The organism is Microbacterium martis (assembly GCF_047246685.1).
In the GTDB taxonomy this organism is placed as follows: domain Bacteria; phylum Actinomycetota; class Actinomycetes; order Actinomycetales; family Microbacteriaceae; genus Microbacterium.
In genome coordinates, this window is the sequence record NZ_JBFOKT010000001.1 from 1,444,133 (window position 1) to 1,461,534 (window position 17,402).

At 70.9% G+C, this 17,402-nt stretch carries 19 protein-coding genes and 1 tRNA gene; 7 read left to right on the forward strand and 13 right to left on the reverse strand.

All coding sequences use genetic code 11. From position 1 onward, the window contains the following. Window positions 1–111: 111 nt before the first annotated feature. Both AB3M90_RS06960 and AB3M90_RS06965 read left to right on the forward strand, forming a co-directional pair. Entirely contained in the window at window positions 112–843 is a 732-nt protein-coding gene (locus AB3M90_RS06960; protein ID WP_412950869.1) for a histidine phosphatase family protein, read from the forward strand. Then, a complete protein-coding gene (locus tag AB3M90_RS06965; RefSeq protein ID WP_412950870.1) occupies window positions 827–1,675 on the forward strand; it encodes an ADP-dependent NAD(P)H-hydrate dehydratase in 849 nt (282 codons plus the stop codon). The genes AB3M90_RS06960 and AB3M90_RS06965 overlap by 17 nt, the downstream gene beginning before the upstream one ends. 10 nt (window positions 1,676–1,685) lie before the next feature. Here AB3M90_RS06965 and AB3M90_RS06970 read toward each other — a convergent pair whose 3' ends face one another. The 3 genes from AB3M90_RS06970 to AB3M90_RS06980 all read right to left on the reverse strand — a co-directional run bounded on the left by AB3M90_RS06970 (window position 1,686) and on the right by AB3M90_RS06980 (window position 6,331). Then, entirely contained in the window at window positions 1,686–2,306 is a 621-nt protein-coding gene (locus AB3M90_RS06970) for a ComEA family DNA-binding protein (RefSeq protein WP_412950871.1), read from the reverse strand. Window positions 2,307–2,402: 96 nt separating this feature from the next. Further along, complete coding sequence (leuS, locus tag AB3M90_RS06975; RefSeq protein WP_412950872.1) at window positions 2,403–4,988, reverse strand: leucine--tRNA ligase; 2,586 nt, start codon at window positions 4,986–4,988, stop codon at window positions 2,403–2,405. Between the two features lie 26 nt (window positions 4,989–5,014). Further along, a complete protein-coding gene (locus AB3M90_RS06980; protein WP_412950873.1) occupies window positions 5,015–6,331 on the reverse strand; it encodes an anthranilate synthase component I family protein in 1,317 nt (438 codons plus the stop codon). 41 nt (window positions 6,332–6,372) lie between these two features. Here AB3M90_RS06980 and AB3M90_RS06985 point away from each other — a divergent pair, with 41 nt between their 5' ends. Genes AB3M90_RS06985 through AB3M90_RS06995 form a run of 3 tightly spaced genes read left to right on the forward strand, consistent with a single transcriptional unit; the run spans window position 6,373 to window position 8,939 of the window. Next, on the forward strand, window positions 6,373–7,044 hold the full coding sequence (locus tag AB3M90_RS06985; protein ID WP_412950874.1) for a DedA family protein: 672 nt from the start codon (window positions 6,373–6,375) through the stop codon (window positions 7,042–7,044). Window positions 7,045–7,048: 4 nt separating this feature from the next. Next, entirely contained in the window at window positions 7,049–8,074 is a 1,026-nt protein-coding gene (locus AB3M90_RS06990; RefSeq protein WP_412950875.1) for an App1 family protein phosphatidate phosphatase, read from the forward strand. 1 nt (window position 8,075) lies between these two features. After that, the gene (locus AB3M90_RS06995) at window positions 8,076–8,939 is read left to right on the forward strand and encodes a 3-methyladenine DNA glycosylase (RefSeq protein ID WP_412950876.1); all 864 of its coding nucleotides are present in this window, start codon (window positions 8,076–8,078) and stop codon (window positions 8,937–8,939) included. A gap of 15 nt (window positions 8,940–8,954) precedes the next feature. Here AB3M90_RS06995 and AB3M90_RS07000 read toward each other — a convergent pair whose 3' ends face one another. From AB3M90_RS07000 to AB3M90_RS07010, 3 genes are all read right to left on the reverse strand, one after another. Continuing rightward, window positions 8,955–10,145 carry a glycoside hydrolase family 3 N-terminal domain-containing protein gene (locus tag AB3M90_RS07000; RefSeq protein WP_412950877.1) on the reverse strand — a complete coding sequence of 397 codons (1,191 nt, stop codon included), beginning with the start codon at window positions 10,143–10,145 and terminating at the stop codon, window positions 8,955–8,957. A gap of 68 nt (window positions 10,146–10,213) precedes the next feature. Next, window positions 10,214–10,870 carry an SDR family oxidoreductase gene (locus AB3M90_RS07005; RefSeq protein ID WP_412950879.1) on the reverse strand — a complete coding sequence of 219 codons (657 nt, stop codon included), beginning with the start codon at window positions 10,868–10,870 and terminating at the stop codon, window positions 10,214–10,216. Window positions 10,871–10,880: 10 nt separating this feature from the next. Beyond that, window positions 10,881–11,978: an NAD(P)-binding domain-containing protein gene (locus AB3M90_RS07010; RefSeq protein WP_412950881.1), complete on the reverse strand. Its 1,098-nt coding sequence runs from the start codon at window positions 11,976–11,978 to the stop codon at window positions 10,881–10,883. A gap of 135 nt (window positions 11,979–12,113) precedes the next feature. On the opposite strand from AB3M90_RS07010, the gene AB3M90_RS07015 reads away from it, so the two are divergent. Beyond that, window positions 12,114–12,186, forward strand: a tRNA-Ala gene (locus AB3M90_RS07015). A gap of 134 nt (window positions 12,187–12,320) precedes the next feature. Continuing rightward, window positions 12,321–12,536: a hypothetical protein gene (locus AB3M90_RS07020; RefSeq protein WP_412950884.1), complete on the forward strand. Its 216-nt coding sequence runs from the start codon at window positions 12,321–12,323 to the stop codon at window positions 12,534–12,536. Between the two features lie 79 nt (window positions 12,537–12,615). Here the strand turns inward: AB3M90_RS07020 and AB3M90_RS07025 are convergent, their stop codons facing one another. The 7 genes from AB3M90_RS07025 to AB3M90_RS07055 form a co-directional block, all read right to left on the reverse strand. Continuing rightward, the gene (locus AB3M90_RS07025; RefSeq protein ID WP_412950886.1) at window positions 12,616–12,909 is read right to left on the reverse strand and encodes a hypothetical protein; all 294 of its coding nucleotides are present in this window, start codon (window positions 12,907–12,909) and stop codon (window positions 12,616–12,618) included. 94 nt (window positions 12,910–13,003) lie between these two features. Further along, window positions 13,004–13,693, reverse strand: a complete 690-nt coding sequence (locus AB3M90_RS07030) for an SDR family oxidoreductase (protein ID WP_412950888.1) — start codon at window positions 13,691–13,693, stop codon at window positions 13,004–13,006. 1 nt (window position 13,694) lies between these two features. Further along, window positions 13,695–14,075, reverse strand: a complete 381-nt coding sequence (gene rsfS, locus AB3M90_RS07035; RefSeq protein ID WP_412950890.1) for a ribosome silencing factor — start codon at window positions 14,073–14,075, stop codon at window positions 13,695–13,697. Beyond that, entirely contained in the window at window positions 14,075–15,226 is a 1,152-nt protein-coding gene (locus AB3M90_RS07040; RefSeq protein ID WP_412950892.1) for a hypothetical protein, read from the reverse strand. The genes rsfS and AB3M90_RS07040 overlap by 1 nt, the downstream gene beginning before the upstream one ends. Beyond that, window positions 15,223–15,828: a nicotinate-nucleotide adenylyltransferase gene (nadD, locus tag AB3M90_RS07045; RefSeq protein WP_412950893.1), complete on the reverse strand. Its 606-nt coding sequence runs from the start codon at window positions 15,826–15,828 to the stop codon at window positions 15,223–15,225. Before nadD ends, AB3M90_RS07040 begins: the two co-directional genes overlap by 4 nt. A 22-nt stretch (window positions 15,829–15,850) precedes the next feature. Next, window positions 15,851–16,075 (reverse strand): hypothetical protein, encoded by a 225-nt coding sequence (locus AB3M90_RS07050; RefSeq protein ID WP_412950895.1) that lies wholly within the window; start codon window positions 16,073–16,075, stop codon window positions 15,851–15,853. A gap of 67 nt (window positions 16,076–16,142) precedes the next feature. Continuing rightward, the gene (locus AB3M90_RS07055) at window positions 16,143–17,396 is read right to left on the reverse strand and encodes a glutamate-5-semialdehyde dehydrogenase (RefSeq protein WP_412950896.1); all 1,254 of its coding nucleotides are present in this window, start codon (window positions 17,394–17,396) and stop codon (window positions 16,143–16,145) included. Between the last annotated feature and the right edge of the window lie 6 nt (window positions 17,397–17,402).

Sequence of the window (17,402 nt, forward strand, 5' to 3'; positions counted from 1 at the left end):
TCGAACGATCGACTCCCCCGCGCCGCTACCCACCCGGCGACCACGGGTCAACCCCGTGCACCGGTCGCGCCGAACGTGCAATCCTCGATGAGGTCACGGGAAGGAGCGCGCATGGCGTCGACGGTGCAGGAGCTCTGGCTGGTCCGGCACGGAGAGAGTGTGGGAAACGTCGCCGCGACCCAAGCCGAGGTGACCGGCGCGGAGGTCATCGCCCTCGACACCCGCGATGCCGATGTGCCTCTGTCGAGCACGGGAGTGGAGCAGGCGCGAGCGCTCGGCGCTCCCCTCCGCGCGGCCGCCGAGACGCCGCAGATCGCATGGCTGTCGCCGTATGTGCGGGCGCAGCAGACCTTCGCCCTGAGCGTCGAAGACGGTCCCGCCATCGGTCGTGTGCTCATCGACGAGCGCTTGCGCGACAGAGAGCTGGGCGTTCTCGACCTGCTGACGCGTCGTGGCGTCGCGGCACGCCATCCGCAGGAGGCGGAGCGCCGAGCCCATCTGGGCAAGTACTACCACCGCCCGCCGGGCGGCGAATCCTGGGCCGATGTGGCGCTGCGCCTGCGATCGTTCCTCCGCGATGCGTCCGACTCCGACGCGCGCGTGGGACTCGTCGTGGCGCACGATGCCGTCGTCATGCTGATCGTCGCGCTCCTGGTCGGCATGGACGAACCCCGCCTGCTGCAGTTCGCCGCCGCCCACACGGTGCTGAACGCGTCGGTGACCCGACTGCGCTTCGACGGCGAGGGCTGGCAGCTCGGGGACTTCTCCGACGTCCGTCACCTCGAACAGCTGGGCGCGCGCGTCACCGTGCACCCCGGGAGCCCCGATGTCCGTCCCGAGTGAGCCGACGAAGGTCACCCCGGCACTCCTGCGGGAGTGGGGGCTGCCCGATCCCGGTGAGTCGAAGAAATCGCGGGGCACGGCCATGATCATCGGGGGCTCGCGGCGTTCGGCCGGAGCGGTCGTCCTGGCCGGTGAGGCCGCCCTGCGGGTCGGAGCGGGGAAGGTCGGCGTGACGACCGAGGCCGCTCTCTGCGACGTGGTCCGCGTGGCCTTCCCGGAGGCAGGGGTCTACGAGTCGTCGGAGGCGGGCCGAACGGCGGATGCCGCGTGGAGCACCTCCTGCGACGACGCCGACGCCGTGCTCGTCGGACCGGGACTCGACGACCCCGCCGACGCCCGCGCGTGGCTGACCCGCCTGTCCACGCAGGACGTCACCTGCCTCGTGGTCGACGCGTTCGCCGTCGGCGCGCTACGCGATGTCGCCCGAGATCGGCTGCCCGAGTCGCTGATCGTCAACGCCAATCTCGAAGAGGCGGAGCTCCTTCTCGACCGCCCGGTCGACGACCTCCTCCGCGATCTGCCGCACCTCGCGCGCGAACTCCGAGCGGTCGTGCACTGCTACTCGGCCGTCGCCTCTCCCGACGGAGCCGTCTGGAAGCTCGACGACGGCGGCCCGGGGCTCGGCACCGCAGGCTCGGGCGACGTCCTCGCGGGAGCGATCACCGGCTTCGCCGCCTGCGGGCTCGCCCCGGAACGGGCCGCCGTCTGGGGCGCCTGGAGTCATGCCCGCGCAGGCGGCCTGCTCACCGAGCGGATGGGTCTCGGCTTCCTCGCCCGCGACCTCTCGCGCGAACTCCCTGCCGCCGTGCGCCAGGTCGACGAGCGACGGTGACGCCAGCCGGTCACACGTGCACCCCGTCACGCAGGCCTTCCAGCAGCTTCTCTCCGATCCCCGGCACGGCGAGGAGGTCGTCGACCGAGGCGAAGCGCCCGTTCTCCTCGCGCCACGCGACGATCCGCTCGGCCAGCGCCGGACCGATCCTCGGCAGCGTCTCGAGGGCGGCCTGATCGGCGGTGTTCAAATCGACCCGGCCGTCGCCGGGCGGCATCGCGGGCGCTCCGGATGCGGCGCCCGACCCCGGCGCGGCGCCCGCGACGGGAACCACCACCTGCTCGCCGTCGGTGACCAGGCGCGCCAGGTTCACGGCGGCGAGATCGGCATCGGTCGTCGTGCCGCCCGCGGCCGCCAGCGCATCGACCACTCGGGAGTCGAGGCCGAGCACGTAGAGTCCCGGCCGCTCGACCGCGCCGAGCACGTGCACGTAGAGCTCGCCGGAGGGTGCCGCCGGGTCGACCGCCGCGTCATCGGTCAGCGGCACCGACGTTGCGGGCGGAGCCTGCCCTCGTAGGATGCCGACGCCCACGGCCGCGGAGAGCACGACCAATCCCAGCGCCACGGCCGCACCCACGCTCAGGCGCAGACGGCGGCGCGGGGGCGGGGGCGGGGTCTCGTCGGCGGGCACCCGACCACGCTAGGCGTCCGGCCGGTCCCGCCGACGAGCGAGACCTCGCTCTCCGGGGAGAATCCGCCCGAGGCGGACCGTGTGGAGGAGAGCCGCTCAGCCCTTGACGACGAAGCTGACGATCTTGGGCGCGCGGACGATCACCTTGACGATCTCCTTGTCGCCGATCGACCGGATCACACGGTCGTCCGCACGCGCCAGAGCTTCGAGCTCGGCCTCGCCGATGCGTGCCGACACCTCGAGCTGGGCGCGCACCTTGCCGCCGACCTGAACGACGGCCGTGATCGAGTCCTCGACCAGGAGCGCGGGGTCGGCGGAACGCCAGGTCACCAGGCCCACCGACGGCTCATGACCCAGCAGCTCCCACATCTCCTCGGCCGTGTGCGGGGCGATGAGGTCGAGCATCACCGCGATCGTCTCGGCGGCCTCGCGCACGGCGGGATCCGCCGCTCCGGCGGAGCCGTCGATGGTCTTGCGCGTGATGTTTACCAGCTCCATCAGCCGCGCGACGAGCACGTTGAACTTCGTCTGCTCGACCAGCGCGGGCGCCTCGGCGAGGAGCTTGTGCGTCGCACGTCGAAGCGCCGCGTCGCCCCCGGCGAAGACGACGTCGACGGGGCTGGCGACCTCGCCGGCGATGCGCAGCGCGCGGCTCAGGAACTTCTGCGCGCCGGTCGTCGACACGTCCGCCCAGTCCTTGTCGTCTTCCACCGGACCGGCGAAGGCGAGCCCCACGCGCAGGGCGTCGGCGCCGTAGGCGTCGAGCTCCTCCTCGAAGAGCACCAGGTTGCCCTTGCTCTTCGACATCTTCGCCCCGTCGAGCAGCACCATGCCCTGGTTGATCAGGTTCGAGAAGGGCTCGGTGAAGTCGATGAGGCCCATGTCGAAGAGGACCTTGGTGATGAACCGCGCGTACAGCAGGTGCAGGATCGCGTGCTCGACACCGCCGATGTACGAGTCGACGGGAGCCCACCTGGCTGCCTGAGCGGGCTCGAACGCGAGCGTGTCGCTGTTCGGCGAGAGGAAGCGCAGGAAGTACCACGAGCTGTCGACGAACGTGTCCATCGTGTCGGGGTCGCGCAGAACCGGGTCGCCCGACGCCGGGTCGATCGTGCGCACCCAGCTCTCGGCGGCGCCGAGCGGCGAGGTGCCCTTCGGCTTGAGATCGAGGCCTTCGACGCTCGGCAGCCTGACGGGCAGCTGATCCTCGGCGACGGGGATGATCCGTCCGTCCTCCGCGTGCAGCATCGGGATCGGCGTGCCCCAGAACCGCTGGCGCGAGATCAGCCAGTCGCGCAGCCGGTAGTTCTTCGCGGCACGTCCGGTGCCGGTCGACTCCAGCTGCTCGATCGCGCGGGCGATCGCGTTGCGCTTGGAGAGGCCGTTCAGCGCGCCGGAGTTGATCATGCGGCCCTCGCCCGTGAGAGCGATGCCCGTCGTCGACGGATGCTGCTCATCGAGGAGGTCGCCCGTGTCGATCGGCACCCCCTCGTCGTCCACCTCGATGACCGGCATCGCGCCGGTGACGGGAGCCGTGGTGTCGACGACCACCCTGACCGGCAGATCGAACGCCCGCGCGAAGTCGAGGTCGCGCTGGTCGTGGGCGGGAACGGCCATCACGGCGCCGTGGCCGTAGTCGGCCAGCACGTAATCGGCCGCCCAGACCGGCAGCCTCTCGCCGTTGACGGGGTTGACGGCGTAGCGCTCGAGGAAGACGCCGGTCTTCGGCCGGTCGGTGGACTGCCGATCGATGTCGGTCTCCTTCTGCACCTGCTCCAGGTACGAGCGGAACCGCTCCTGCACCTCGCCGGAGGCACCTGCCGCGAGCTCCGCGGCGAGGTCGGAGTCGGGCGCCACGACGAAGAACGTCGCGCCGTGCAGCGTGTCGGGGCGCGTCGAGAACACGGTGACCGGCTCGTCGCGGCCCTCGATGCGGAAGTCGACGTCGGCGCCGACCGAGCGGCCGATCCAGTTGCGCTGCATCTGCAGCACCTTGTGCGGCCAGAATCCCTCGAGCTGATTCAGGTCGTCGAGCAGGCGGTCGGCGTAGTCGGTGATCTTGAAGTACCACTGGGTGAGCTTCTTCTTCACGACCTCGTAGCCGCAGCGGTCGCAGCGGCCGTCGACGACCTGCTCGTTGGCCAGCACGGTCTGGTCGTTGGGGCACCAGTTGACGGCGCTCTTCTTGCGGTACGCCAGACCGCGCTCGTGCAGCTTGAGGAACAGCCACTGGTTCCAGTGGTAGTACTCCGGGTCGGAGGTGTGCAGCACGCGCGACCAGTCGAACGAGACGCCGTAGGACTGGAACGCCTTCTTCTGCTGGGCGATGTTCTGATAGGTCCACTCGCGGGGGTCGGCGCCCTGACGGATGGCTGCGTTTTCGGCCGGCAGGCCGAACGAGTCCCAGCCGATCGGGTTGAGCACGTTGTGCCCGCGGTGGCGCCAGAATCGGGCGACGATGTCGGAGTACAGGTAGTTCTCGGCATGCCCCATGTGCAGGTCGCCCGACGGATACGGGAACATCGCGAGCACGTAGCGGCGGGGGCGGGTGTCGTCGTCGCCCCCGGTGAGGAAGGTGCCGTTCTCCGCCCAGTACTTCTGCCACTTGCTCTGAATGGCGTGCGCCGACGGGGTCTCCTCGTCGACGGAGGCGGAAGACAGGTTCTCAGACAACGAACGCACGACCAATCTCAGGGAGAAAAACGGGATCAGTTCAGGATATCGGAACGCCAGCGCGCGGGCATTCCGGCGCCCAGGGCGGCGAGGGGCGCACGCGCTTTGGTCGCCACTTCAGCGACCTCCGAGGCCGCGACCGATCCCCAGGTGATCCCGCCCCCGGCGCCGACGGATGCGCCCCCTTCATCGATCACGATGCTGCGGATCACCATCGCGAGATCGACCGCGCCGTCGACCCCCACATACCCGAAGCATCCGGCGTAGACGCCGCGGGGAGCGTCCTCGAGCCCGTGCAGCTGTGTCATCGCCGACAGCTTCGGGGCGCCGGTCATGCTGCCGGCCGGAAAGGTCGCCTCCAGCAGGGCGCCCACCGTGGTCCCCTCGTCCGCCGTGCCGCTCACGGTGCTGACGAGCTGGTGCACGGCCGGATAGGTCTCGACGACCCACAGCCCGTCGACCCGGATCGATCCGGCGACGCATACGCGTGACAGGTCGTTGCGCATGAGATCGACGATCATGACGTTCTCTGCCCGCTCCTTCGGGTCGGCGGCCAGTTCCGCGGCGAGCGCGGCATCCTCCTCCCGGTCCGCGCCCCGCGGCCGAGTCCCCTTGATCGGTCGCGATCGGATGAGTCCTCCCCGGGCGTGGAGGAACTGCTCGGGGCTGGCGCTCAGCAGGGCACGTCGTCCGATGCGCACGAAGCCGCCGTGGTGCGCCGGTATGGCCGCGCGCAGACGCTCGTAGACGCGCACCGGGTCGTGGCGACCCGGAACGGTGAACCGGGTGGTGAGGCACAGTTGATACGCCGTGCCCGCGCGGATGAGTTCCCGGCACCGCTCGATGAGGGCCGCGTACTCGACCGGATCGTGCCGAGCCACGGCCGTGCGCGGCACGTCGGCGAGCCGATCCGACCCGCTCCGGGGAGGAACGGATGCCGCGGCGACGCGCGCGGCCCATTCCTCGGCGTCCGCGGGCGGACTGAGGGCCCAGGCCGTGCGAGAGGAGTGATCGAAGGCGACGACGCGTGTCGCCCGGATCCAGGAGGGCGCCCCGGCGTCTGCGGTGTCGGCGACCGGCGCGCCGGCGACCGCCGCGCCGCTCTCGTAGTCGCGCCATCCCACCCAGCCGCCGACGAAGGGCGGCAGCGTCTCGTCGACGTCCGCGGCGTCCAGCTCGACGTCGTCGGGGAGCTCCGACGGCTCCCCCGTGCCCACGAAGCTCCAGCCCTCCTCTGCGGCGGAGCCCGCGTCGAGCCAGAAGACCGCCGGAGCCTCGATCTCGACCGTTCGGAACACGGCGGCGGGCTCGACCCAGGCGGGGAGCTGTCGGGCACTCAGGCGTTCGCGCACGTTTCCAGCCTAGGACCGGGGTGCTCCCGTATCCTCATGGGGTGGATGACCTCCTGCTCTGGCTCCTCGACACGGTGCAGTCGATCGATCCGATCACTCGCACGCTCGTGGCCGGACTCGCCGTCATGCTGGAGACCAGCATCCTGATCGGGCTCATCGTCCCGGGCGACACCATCGTGATCATCGCGTCGATCGGCGTCGCCTCCCCGCTCGAGGGCATCGCGATGGGCGTCGCGGTCGTCGTGGGCGCGCTCATCGGCGAGAGCATCGGCTTCTTCCTCGGCCGCTGGCTGGGCCCGCACATCCGCTCCTCCTGGCTGGGTCGGCGCATCGGCGAGAAGAACTGGGTGCGGGCCGAGAGATACCTCGCACGCCGCGGCGGCATCGCGATCTTCCTCTCCCGCTTCCTTCCCGTCCTCCACTCGCTCGTGCCGCTGACGGTGGGGATGAGCGTGTACCCGTACCGGCGCTTCCTCGCCTGGACGGCGCCCGCCTGCATCCTGTGGGCGGCCGCCTACGTCAGCGTGTCGTCGCTCGCGGCCGGCAGCTTCCGAGAGCTCGTCGACCGGGTGCACTTCGCCGGCTACATCTTCGTCGGCGTGATCGCGCTCTTCCTCGTGCTGATCTACCTCGGCAAGAAGCTGCTCCACCGCCTGGAGTCCCGTCACCTCGACGCCGATTCCGCGGCGACGGACGCCGACGTGAAAGACTGAGGCAATGGCTTCCGCACCCCCGGCGCCCCGGATCCACTGGTTCGCGCGACTCGAGCACCGCCTGCATGTCTGGCGGGAGGGGCGTGCGCGTCGGCGCGGGCGCATCGCCACGGTGCTGCCGTTCCCCGGCTACGGGGGTCCCGGCTGGGTGCGCGTGGTCGGGCGTGTGCTGATCGTGCCGCCGCAGCGGAGCACGCGCGACGGCGAGCCGGCGAGCGTGCGGGGGTGGCGCAGCTTCGTCGGGATCCCCGTCAGCTTCGCCGCCGTCAGCGTGCACTTCGGCGAATCGACGCATCAGGTCGTCGCCGACCGAGGCGGGGTCGTCGACACCGTGATCCGCGCCGACCTCGAGCCCGGCTGGCAGACCTTCACGATCTCGGTCGAGGGGCAGGAGCCGGTCGAGGCGCGGGCCTTCATCGTCGCGGAGGGCACCACCTTCGGCGTGCTCTCCGACGTCGACGACACGGTCATGGTCACCGCCCTGCCTCGCCCCTTCATCGCGTTCTGGAACTCCTTCGTGCTCGACGAGCACGCCCGCATCCCGGTTCCCGGCATGGCCGTGCTGCTCGACCAGCTGCTGCGCGAACACCCCGGTTCGCCCATGGTGTACCTGTCCACCGGTGCCTGGAACGTGGCCCCGACGCTGTCGCGATTCCTCGGGCGCCATCTGTTCCCGGCGGGTTCGCTGCTGCTCACCGACTGGGGGCCGACGCACGATCGTTGGTTCCGCAGCGGGCGCGAGCACAAGCTGACGAACCTGCGGCGGCTCGCCTCCGAGTTCCCCGACGTGAAGTGGCTGCTCATCGGCGACGACGGTCAGCACGACGAGGCCATCTACACCCAGTTCATGCAGGAGCACCCCGATTCGGTCGCCGGCGTCGCGATCCGTCGACTGCTGCCCGCCGAAGCGGTGCTCGCCGGCGGTCGCGCGGAACCCGAACCGCATGCCGCCGATGCCGCTCCGTGGGTCAGCGCCGAAGACGGAGCGGGACTCCGCGACCAGCTCGGCGACGTCGGCATCCTGCGCTGAGATGGTTCTCTCCCGCGACGAATGGACGGCGCGCCGCGAGGCGCACGAGCAGCGCGCCGACGCGCTCACCGCAGAGCACCGCACCCGGATCGGCCGCGGAGAGAAGCATCCGGTGTGGGACTTCCTCTTCACCTACTACGCCTACAAGCCCGCGCAGCTGCGGCGGTGGCATCCCGGAGCGGGCGTCGAACTGGCGGACGCGGCGGAGCGCGGCACCTGGCGCTGGTACTCCCCCGGCTCCACCCCCGACGCCGTCGTGCCCGACGCCCAGGCCTTCGCTCGCGAGAAACCCGAGCTGGCGAGCCTCGTCGAGCGGATGCTGCGCCGCACGGCGTCGCGCCCCGGTCAGTTCGGATGCTTCGGATTGCACGAATGGGCGATGGTGTATCGCGCCGACGAGCACCGACACCCCGTGCCGCTGCGGCTGGGACAGGCCGGCACCGATGCGGTCGTCGAAGCGCACGACCTGCGCTGCACGCATTTCGACGCCTTCCGGTTCTTCACCCCGGCTGCGGTGCCGCGCAACCGCGCGTCGTTGACGCGCGACGCCCAGCCGCTCGTCGAGCAGCCCGGCTGCCTGCACGCGGGCATGGACCTGTACAAGTGGGCCATGAAGCTCGGTCCGCTCGTGCCCGGCGACCTGCTGCTCGATGCGTTCGAGCTCGCGCGCGACATCCGTCTCCTCGACATGGAGGCCGCTCCCTACGACCTGAGCCCGTGGGGCGTCGTACCGGTGCCGATCGAGACGCCGGAGGGCAAGGCCGAGTACGTGCGTCGACAGCGCGCGTTCGCGGAGCGCGGCGCCGCACTGCGCTTCGCTCTGCTGTCGTCCTGGCTCGGCGACGACGCCCTCCGGGCCGCCTGAGCGCTCCCCCAGGCCTCAGCCCGCCGGTACGCAGTCGCCGCAGAGGCTCCACCGAGCTGCGGCCGACGACAGCTGCAGTCGCAGCGCCATCACCCGTGTCGCGGCCTCGGCGAGCCTCTCGGCGGGGAGAGTCCCGGCCTCCACCGCTCCCGAGATCCCGGCAGCCATCCGCTCGGCCGTCCCGGCATCGGAACCGGCGATCATGACGACGAGGTCGTTGCCCGCCGCCACGGCGGCCACCCCGTTCGCCGCAGGATCGGCGTACGCCGGGTCGCCCGACGACAGCAGCATCCCGAGATCGTCGGTCACGGCGACTCCGTCGAAGCCCAGCTCGTCGCGCGCGATCCGGTGCCACTCCGCCGAGAGCGACGCGGGAGCGGCATCGACGGCGGTGTAGGCGAGATGCCCGAACATCAGAAGCGAGGCGCCCGCGTCGATGCCGGCCGCGAATGGCAGCGCGTCGGTCGCACGCCACTCGTCGAGGCTCATCGGCGAGCTCGGGATCCCGCGGTGCGAGTCGCCGGGCGCCGCACCGTGACCCGGGAAGTGCTTGAGGGTCGAGGCGAGGAACTGCTCCTGCGCCGTCGTGGCCGCGGCCACGCGCTCGGCGGCGGTCTGCGGGTCGGTGCCGAGCGCCCGCCCGTGGATGAACGAGCCGGAGTCGGCCGTGACGTCGGCGACGGTCCCGAAGTTCACCGAGATCCCCGCCCTCGCCGCGAGTGCGCCGCGGGCGGCGAAGGCGGCCGCGGTGTCGTCGGCGGGAAGCGCCTTCAGCGTCGTCGATGCCGGGTACCCGTCGTCGTGCAGCCTCGAGACGAGCCCGCCCTCCTGGTCGACCGCGATCAGCGGAGGCAGAGCGGGGTCGACTGCGAGGGCCGTCGTGAGGCTCACGAGCTCGGCCTCGGAGTCGGGGATGTTGTTCCCCATGAGGATGAACCCGCCGAGTCCCGACGCCATATACGACGTAAGGGCCGCCGGGTCGGTTCCCGCCACATGCCCCATGACGATGCTGGCGGCCTGCTGCGCGACGGTCATCTCGGCGACCAGAGCCTCGGCGCGGGAGCCCGCGTTGAGGCCCGCCGGGGCGGCGGACACCGCCGGTGCGACGACCACCGAGGCGGACAGCGACGGTGCCGGGGCGGGTGCCGACGTCGCGGCCGATGCGACGGCCGGCGCCGCGCAGAGCAGCGCGACCGTCGTCCCCACGAGCGATCCGACCCGACCTCGTCGCTGTCGCCTCATGTCCGGGCCCGTTCGGCGCGTTGGAGCGCCCGTCAGCAGGCGAGGGCGTCGGCGATGGCGACCGACGAGTCTCCGTCGCCGTTGCCGAAGCGGATGGTACGCCCGATCGTGCACGGCTCGATCAGCGCGCTCGCGATCACGGCGGCGACATCGGCGCGCGCGACAGCGCCCGAGCCGTCGGGGTCGAGCTCGATCCGGCCCGTCGGCTCGTCGAATGTGAGGCCGCCCGGTCCGAGGATCGTGCCGTCGAGCTCCGTTCCGCGCAGATACTCGTCGGCCGCCCACTTCGCGTCGGCGTAGGCGAAGAACGCGTCGTCCTCCGGCACTCCGTGCTCGGCTGTCGAGCCGATCCACGAGACCATGACGTAGCGACGCACTCCCGCCCGCTCGGCGGCATCCATCGTCCGCTGAGCGGCGTCGCGATCGACGGCGTAGGTGCGTCGCGGATCTCCGCCGCCGGCCCCCGCCGACCACACGACGGCATCGTGCCCCCGGATGATGTCGGCGAGGGCGTCGACATCCATCTCCTCGATGTCGGCGACGAGGGCACCGGCCCCCGCCTGCTCGACCTCCGCCGTCTGATCGGGGTTGCGGATGACGGCCGTGACCTCGTCTCCGCGGGCGACCAGGAGCGGGGTGAGGAGCAGGGCGACGCGGCCGTGACCGCCGAACACGATGATGCGTGACATGCCCTTCACCCTACGCGCCGGTGCCGACGTCGGCGAGATCCCCCGCAGCAGCGGGCTCGAGCGGCGCACGCAGCATCCGCTGCACGCCCTTCGCCGCGGAACGACCAGCCCGGTTGGCGCCGATGGTGCTCGCCGACGGACCGTAGCCCACCAGCTGAATGCGCGGGTCGGCCACGGCCGTCGTCCCGCGGCCCTGTCTGTCGAGCTGGATCCCTCCCGCGGCGCTGCGCAGATGCAGCGGTGCGAGGTGACCGACGGCCGGGCGGAATCCGGTCGCCCAGAGGATCACGTCGACCCTCTCGAAGGCCCCGTCAGCCCAGCGCACCCCGTCGGGCTCGATCCGCTCGAACATCGGCCGTCGCGCGGCGTACGCGCCCAGACGCTCGGCCTCGCGCTCCTGCGACCGCAGCATGAGCCCGGTGACGCTGACGACGCTCTCGGGTGGAAGGCCGGCGGCGACGCGCTTCTCGACCAGGGCGACGGCCGCGGCGCCGGCCTCGGGAGTGAAGTCGTCCGTCCGCCAGACCGGCTCCCGACGGGTGACCCAGACGGTCTCGGTGAGAGGGGCGAGGGCTCCGAGGAACTGCACCGCCGATGCGCCACCGCCTACCACGAGCACCCGTCGTCCCACGAAGTGCCCAGGCCCCGGATAGTCCACCGTGTGCAGCTGCTCGCCGAGGAACGTCTCCCTGCCGGGATAGTGGGGCACGAACGGATGCGTCCACGTCCCTGTGGCGTTCACCAGGGTGCGGGTCGTCCACTCGCGTTCCCCGGCGCGCACGACGAGCAGTCCGTCACGATCCTCGACGCGGTCGACGGTCACCGGACGCAGCACCGGAAGGTCGTGCCGTCTCTCGTACGCCGCAAAGGAGGCGGGCACCACCACGTTGGCGCGCTCGCCGTCACGGGCGGGCGCGACGTCGTCGGGCAGTTCCGCGACGCCGTGCACGTCGCTCATCGTCAGCGCATCCCACCGGTGCTGCCATGCCCCGCCGGGCTGCGACGCCGCGTCGAGCACGACGTGTCGGATCCCCAGCCGACGCAGATGGTACGAGGCCGAGAGGCCGGCCTGACCCGCGCCGATCACGACGCTGTCCAGGATGCTCACGATGAGGAGAACAGCGATGACGGCGGAGTTGTTCCGCCGAGCGGCGGCGCGCCCGGTGCCCCGCCCGAATTGGTGCTGAGCCTGATTCGTGTAGTAGTCTTTTCGAGTTGCTCCGGGAGATCGGGGCGATGTTCTGGGCCTGTGGCGCAGCTGGTAGCGCACCTGCATGGCATGCAGGGGGTCAGGGGTTCGAGTCCCCTCAGGTCCACCGAGAAGCCCCCGGGATGCCCCGGGGGCTTTTCCCGTCTAGCGCGACCGCTCTGCTCGGTCAACCCGCTGCGCGCTCCCCCGGTCTCGTCGTACCGTTGCCGCATCCGGCTTCACCGATGAAAGGATGCGACCATGTCGAACCCGATTCCTCCTCTCGTCCCGTTCCCCGACGGTGACGAGCCCGAAGGCGTTCCGACGAAGACGGTGGACGGCGAGCACGTGCCCGACACCGACATCGACGACGGACTCGTCGACAGTGCCGAAGCCGACCGCGTCGCGGCGGAAGCCGACGAAACCGAAGCCGACCGCGTCGCGGCGGAAGCCGACGAAACCGACGACGAGCACTGACCCGCCGCCACCGACGAAGACGCGCCCTTCCGGATTCCGGGAGGGCGCGTCGCGGTGACGGGGCGGGGAGACCGGGTGGTCAGGTCGCGAGGAGCGGAGGACGCGACGGGATGGCGATGGGTCGCGTCGCACGCGCCGAGCGCGCCGCGCCGTGCATGCGCTCCACGTCTTCCAGAACCTCGAACACCGAGCAGTACCGACTCGCGAGCGGCAGCTCACGCAGCCAGGTCACCTCGACCTCCGTGTCGGCGACCTCGTAGACGCAGGCGACGACATGCCGCGGGTCGTTCGGCGGATAGCGGAGGTCGTTGATCACCCACTCCGATGCCGTGAGGCGCTTCATCACGTAGCGTGGATCTGGGACGTCTGACATCGGTTGGCCCTCCCGGACTCTCTCAGGAAGATCATGGGTGCAGCCCAGGCGATTCAGAAGGCCCTTGACAGGCAGAGCGCGAGATGCAGGCTGCTCACCGCCCGGGTCGGACCGTGAGATCGGTGAGCTGTGCGTCGCGCGGGAGGTCGAGTGCGGTCAGGATCGTCGTGGCCACGGCATCCGCGCTGATGAACCGCTGGGGGTCGTAGTCCGCGCCTTCCTGCCGATGCACCCGCTCCTGCATCGGCGTGGCGGTGCGCCCGGGATGGATCGACGTCACGCGCACGCCATGTGCCGCCTCCTCCGCCCGCAACGCGTCGGCCAACGCCCTCAGACCGTGCTTCGACGCCGCATACGCCGACCAGCCGGCATGAGCACGCAGGCCGGCACTCGAGTTGACGAACACCACATGACCCCGCGAGACCCGCAGGACGGGCAGGAGCAGTCGCGTGAGCTCGGCGGGCGCGACCAGGTTCACCGCCAGCTGCTGCTCCCACAGCGCCGAGGGGAGGTCGGCCACCGCTCCCAGATCGACGACGCCTGCGACGTGCAGGAGCGAGTCGATGCGGTCGGGCAGCTGCTGTTTCGACAGTGCCCACGAGAGCCTGCCCGGCTGGGCGAGATCGCCGACGAGCGTCGCGACCCCCGGGAGATCGGTGGCGATCTGCCGGGCGCGACCCGCATCGCGCGCCAGAGCGACCACGCCATCGCCGCGGTCGATGAGCCGCTGCGCGAGGGCCGCACCGATGCCGGAGCCGGCACCCGTGATCAGGTGCGTGGCCATGTCACGGGCGATCGGCGGCGGTCTCGGACACCTCGATCGGAACGACCGGGCAATCCTTCCACAGGCGCTCGAGCCCGTAGTAGACCCGCTCCTCCTGGTGGAAGACGTGCACGATGAGGTCGCCGAAGTCGAGCAGCACCCATCGCGCCTCCGCGCGCCCCTCGCGCCGGACGCGTTTGTGACCCGACTCGATGAGCCGGTCTTCGATCTCGTCCGCGATGGCGGCGACATTGCGCTCGCTGGTGCCGGTGACGAGCAGGAAGATGTCGACGAGAGGCAGGGGCTCCGAGACGTTGAGTGCGACGAGGTCCTCACCGCCCTTGGCGACGGCGGCCTCGGCTGCGAGCCGCAGCATCTCTTCTGCGGTTTCAGGTGATTGCATCAGAACACATTCGTTGAGAAGGCGACGATGACCGCGACGGCGACGGCGAGGGCGAGGCCTCCCGCGACGATCGTCATGATCATGATGAGCTTGTTGCCCTTTTCGGGCGCGGGCGGGCGGATGACTTCTCCGGCCGGCTTGATGGTGCTGACCGCGGCGCTGGCGGCGATCGGCGTCGGTGAGGATGCCGGGGGCAGCTCACCGTCGATGAGCACGGCGTCGACGTCTCTGCCGTCGGTGGTGCCGTGCGCGTGCCCCTGCGAGCCGAGCCCGCGAGGCAGCTCGTACGAGCCCGTCACGAGGATCTCTCCCGTCGACGCGACGGGACCGGAGAGCGATCCCTCGCCGGGCGACGGGGTGAAGATCAGGGCGCTGGGCGCGGTGTGCTGCGACCCGGCGGAATCACCCGGTCCGAGCAGCTCGTCGAACGACGGGCGGAACGGAGCGTGCGGCTCGGACGCGTCCGCCAGAACGCCCTCGCCGAAGGCGGAGTTCACCGTCGGGCGCGCATCGCCGTCCGGCTCCTCGTCGCGCTCCGGCGCCTCGGTGAGCACGTCGTCGGCGTCGGACACCCGCTCCCCGGTCAGCCCGAGCTCGTCGACGCCGTCGACACGCTGCTGTTCGGCGTCGGAGCCGTCGTCGACCACCTCGAGCGGGACCACCCGCGCCGGCTCTGCGGCTTCCGACGCACGGATCGGCTCGATCACGATCTCGTCGTGGTCGACGTCGTCGTCGTCGCCGGCCGTGTCGGCACTCGGAGCGGCGGGCGCCGCGGGGAACTCGGGGACGCCCGCGACGATCGCGTCGGCCTCCGGGGAACGATCGGCCGTCTCCGCGCCGCTGTCGATGAGAGGGACGGATGCCGTCCTGATGCGCTCCTGCTCACGAGCCTGCCGACGGGTGAGCGGAGCGGAGCCCGATGCCGCCGCGCCACGCTCTTCGGGCGCGGTCCCGGCGGCGGGCTCCTCAGCGGGCTCGACGACGTCGGGCTCGGCAACGACGGGCTCGGGCACCGGAGGTGCGGGCGGGGCCGTCTCTGCGGCGGCCGCCGCCTCCTCCGCACTGATGACCGGGGTCGATCCCGTCAACCGGATCTCCCGCAGCTGCTTGCGCGTCAGCGGACCCTGACCCTGCTGATCCGAAGTACTCATGCCTTGCTCCGATACAGATGATGCTTCGCGATGTACTGAACGACCCCGTCGGGAACCAGGTACCACACCGGTTGATCGTCACGGACGCGCTCACGGCAGACCGTCGACGAGATCGACAGCGCCGGCACCTCGAGCTGGCTGACGTCGTCGCTCGGGAGGCCGTCCGTGCTCAGAACGTGTCCGGGGCGGGAGACCGCGACGAAGTGAGCCAGTTCCCACAACTCATCATGGTCCCTCCAACTGAGAATTTGCGCCACGGCATCCGCTCCGGTGATGAAGAACAGCTCGGCGTCGGGCCGCTCGCGCTTGAGATCCCGCAGCGTGTCGATCGTGTACGTGGGCCCTTCCCGGGTGATGTCGACCCGGCTGACCGTGAACTGCGGGTTCGACGCCGTCGCGATCACGGTCATGAGGTACCGGTGCTCACTGGGCGTGACGTCGGCCTTGTGCCAGGGGTGACCCGTCGGGACGAAGACGACCTCGTCCAGCCCGAAGGAGTGCGCGACCTCGCTGGCAGCGACCAGGTGACCGTGGTGGATGGGGTCGAACGTGCCGCCCATCACGCCGATGCGCGGGGCGCGCGTGATCGCAGCTGCTGTCATGAGGGAGCGATGCTCATCGTGCTCAGTGGCCGTGCCCCGCCTCGTGTCCGTCCTTGCCGTGGCGGGCCGCCCACGCCTCGGCCTTGGCCGAGTGACGGTTGGCGACGTTCCGGTACGACAGGGTGACCAGGGCCAGGAACGCGAACACGATCGCGGCGATGATTCCGAAGATCACCGTCTCGAGCGCGACGTTCCCGTGGTGCTCGGTCTCGGCGGCGGCCATCGCGATCTGTGCGACGAGGTTCATCCTGACTCCGTTTCGTGTGGCGTGCTGCGCGGGATCCTGTGCGGTACAGCGCCCCCCAGTCTAGCCCTCACCCGCGCGTCTGCCCCGATCCCCGCGCCAGCCACTTGGTGCTCGTCAGCTCGGAGAGGCCCATGGGTCCGCGCGTATGCAGCTTCTGCGTCGAGATGCCGACCTCTGCTCCGAAGCCGAACTCCCCGCCGTCGGTGAAACGCGTCGACGCGTTGGCCATGACCACGGCCGAGTCGACCTCCGCGAGGAAGCGCTCGGCGTTGCGCGAGTCGGTGGTGACGATCGACTCGGTGTGACCGGTGCTGTAGCGCCGGATGTGCTCGAGAGCCTCGTCGAGCGAATCGACCACCTTGATCGCGATGTCCAGGCTCAGATACTCGGTCTCCCAGTCCTCCTCGGTCGCCGGGATCACGTTCGACACGAGGCCGGCCACCATGTCGTCGCCGTGGATCGCGACCCCTTCGCTCTGCAGCGCGCTCGCCACGAGCGGAACGAGTCGCGGGGCCGCCTGACGGTGCACGAGGACGGTCTCGACCGCGTTGCACACGCTGGGACGCTGCACCTTCGCGTTCACGACGATGTCTCGGGCCCAGTCGTCGGGGGCCGACTCGTCGAGCACGATGTGGACATTCCCCGCACCGGTCTCGATGACCGGCACGGTCGACTCGGTCACGACCGTCTCGATCAGCCCGGCACTCCCCCGCGGCACGAGGACGTCGATGAAGCCCCGCCCGTGCATGAGCGCCTTCGCGCCCTCCCGCCCGAAGTCGTCGACGGTCTGGATGGCCTCGGCGGTCACGCCGGCGCCCTCGAGGGCCTGACGCATGACCTCGACCAGCACGGTGTTCGACTCGCGCGCGGCACTGCCTCCGCGCAGGACCACCGCGTTGCCCGACCGCAGCGCGAGCGCGGCGATGTCGACCGTCACGTTCGGCCGAGCCTCGTAGATGGCGCCCACCACTCCGAACGGCACCCGCACCTGCTCGAGCGACACGCCATTCGGCATGCGGTGGCCGCCGACCACGCGGCCGACGGGGTCGGGAAGGGCCGCGACCTCGCGCACCGCCGCCGCGAGCGACGCGACGCGCTTCTCGTCGAGGCGCAGGCGGTCGATCAGCGAGTCGCCGATGCCGTCGGCGCGCCCCCGCTCGATGTCGCGGCCGTTCGCCTCGATGATGCGCGCGGCGTTGCGCTCGAGCGCCACGGCGATCGCTTCGAGCGCGCGCGCCTTGTCGTCGCTGGTGAGTGCGGCGGTGGCCCGCGACGCCTCTTTCGCACGCTCCAGGCGCGCCTGAGGGGACTGGTCGGTCATCCGCCC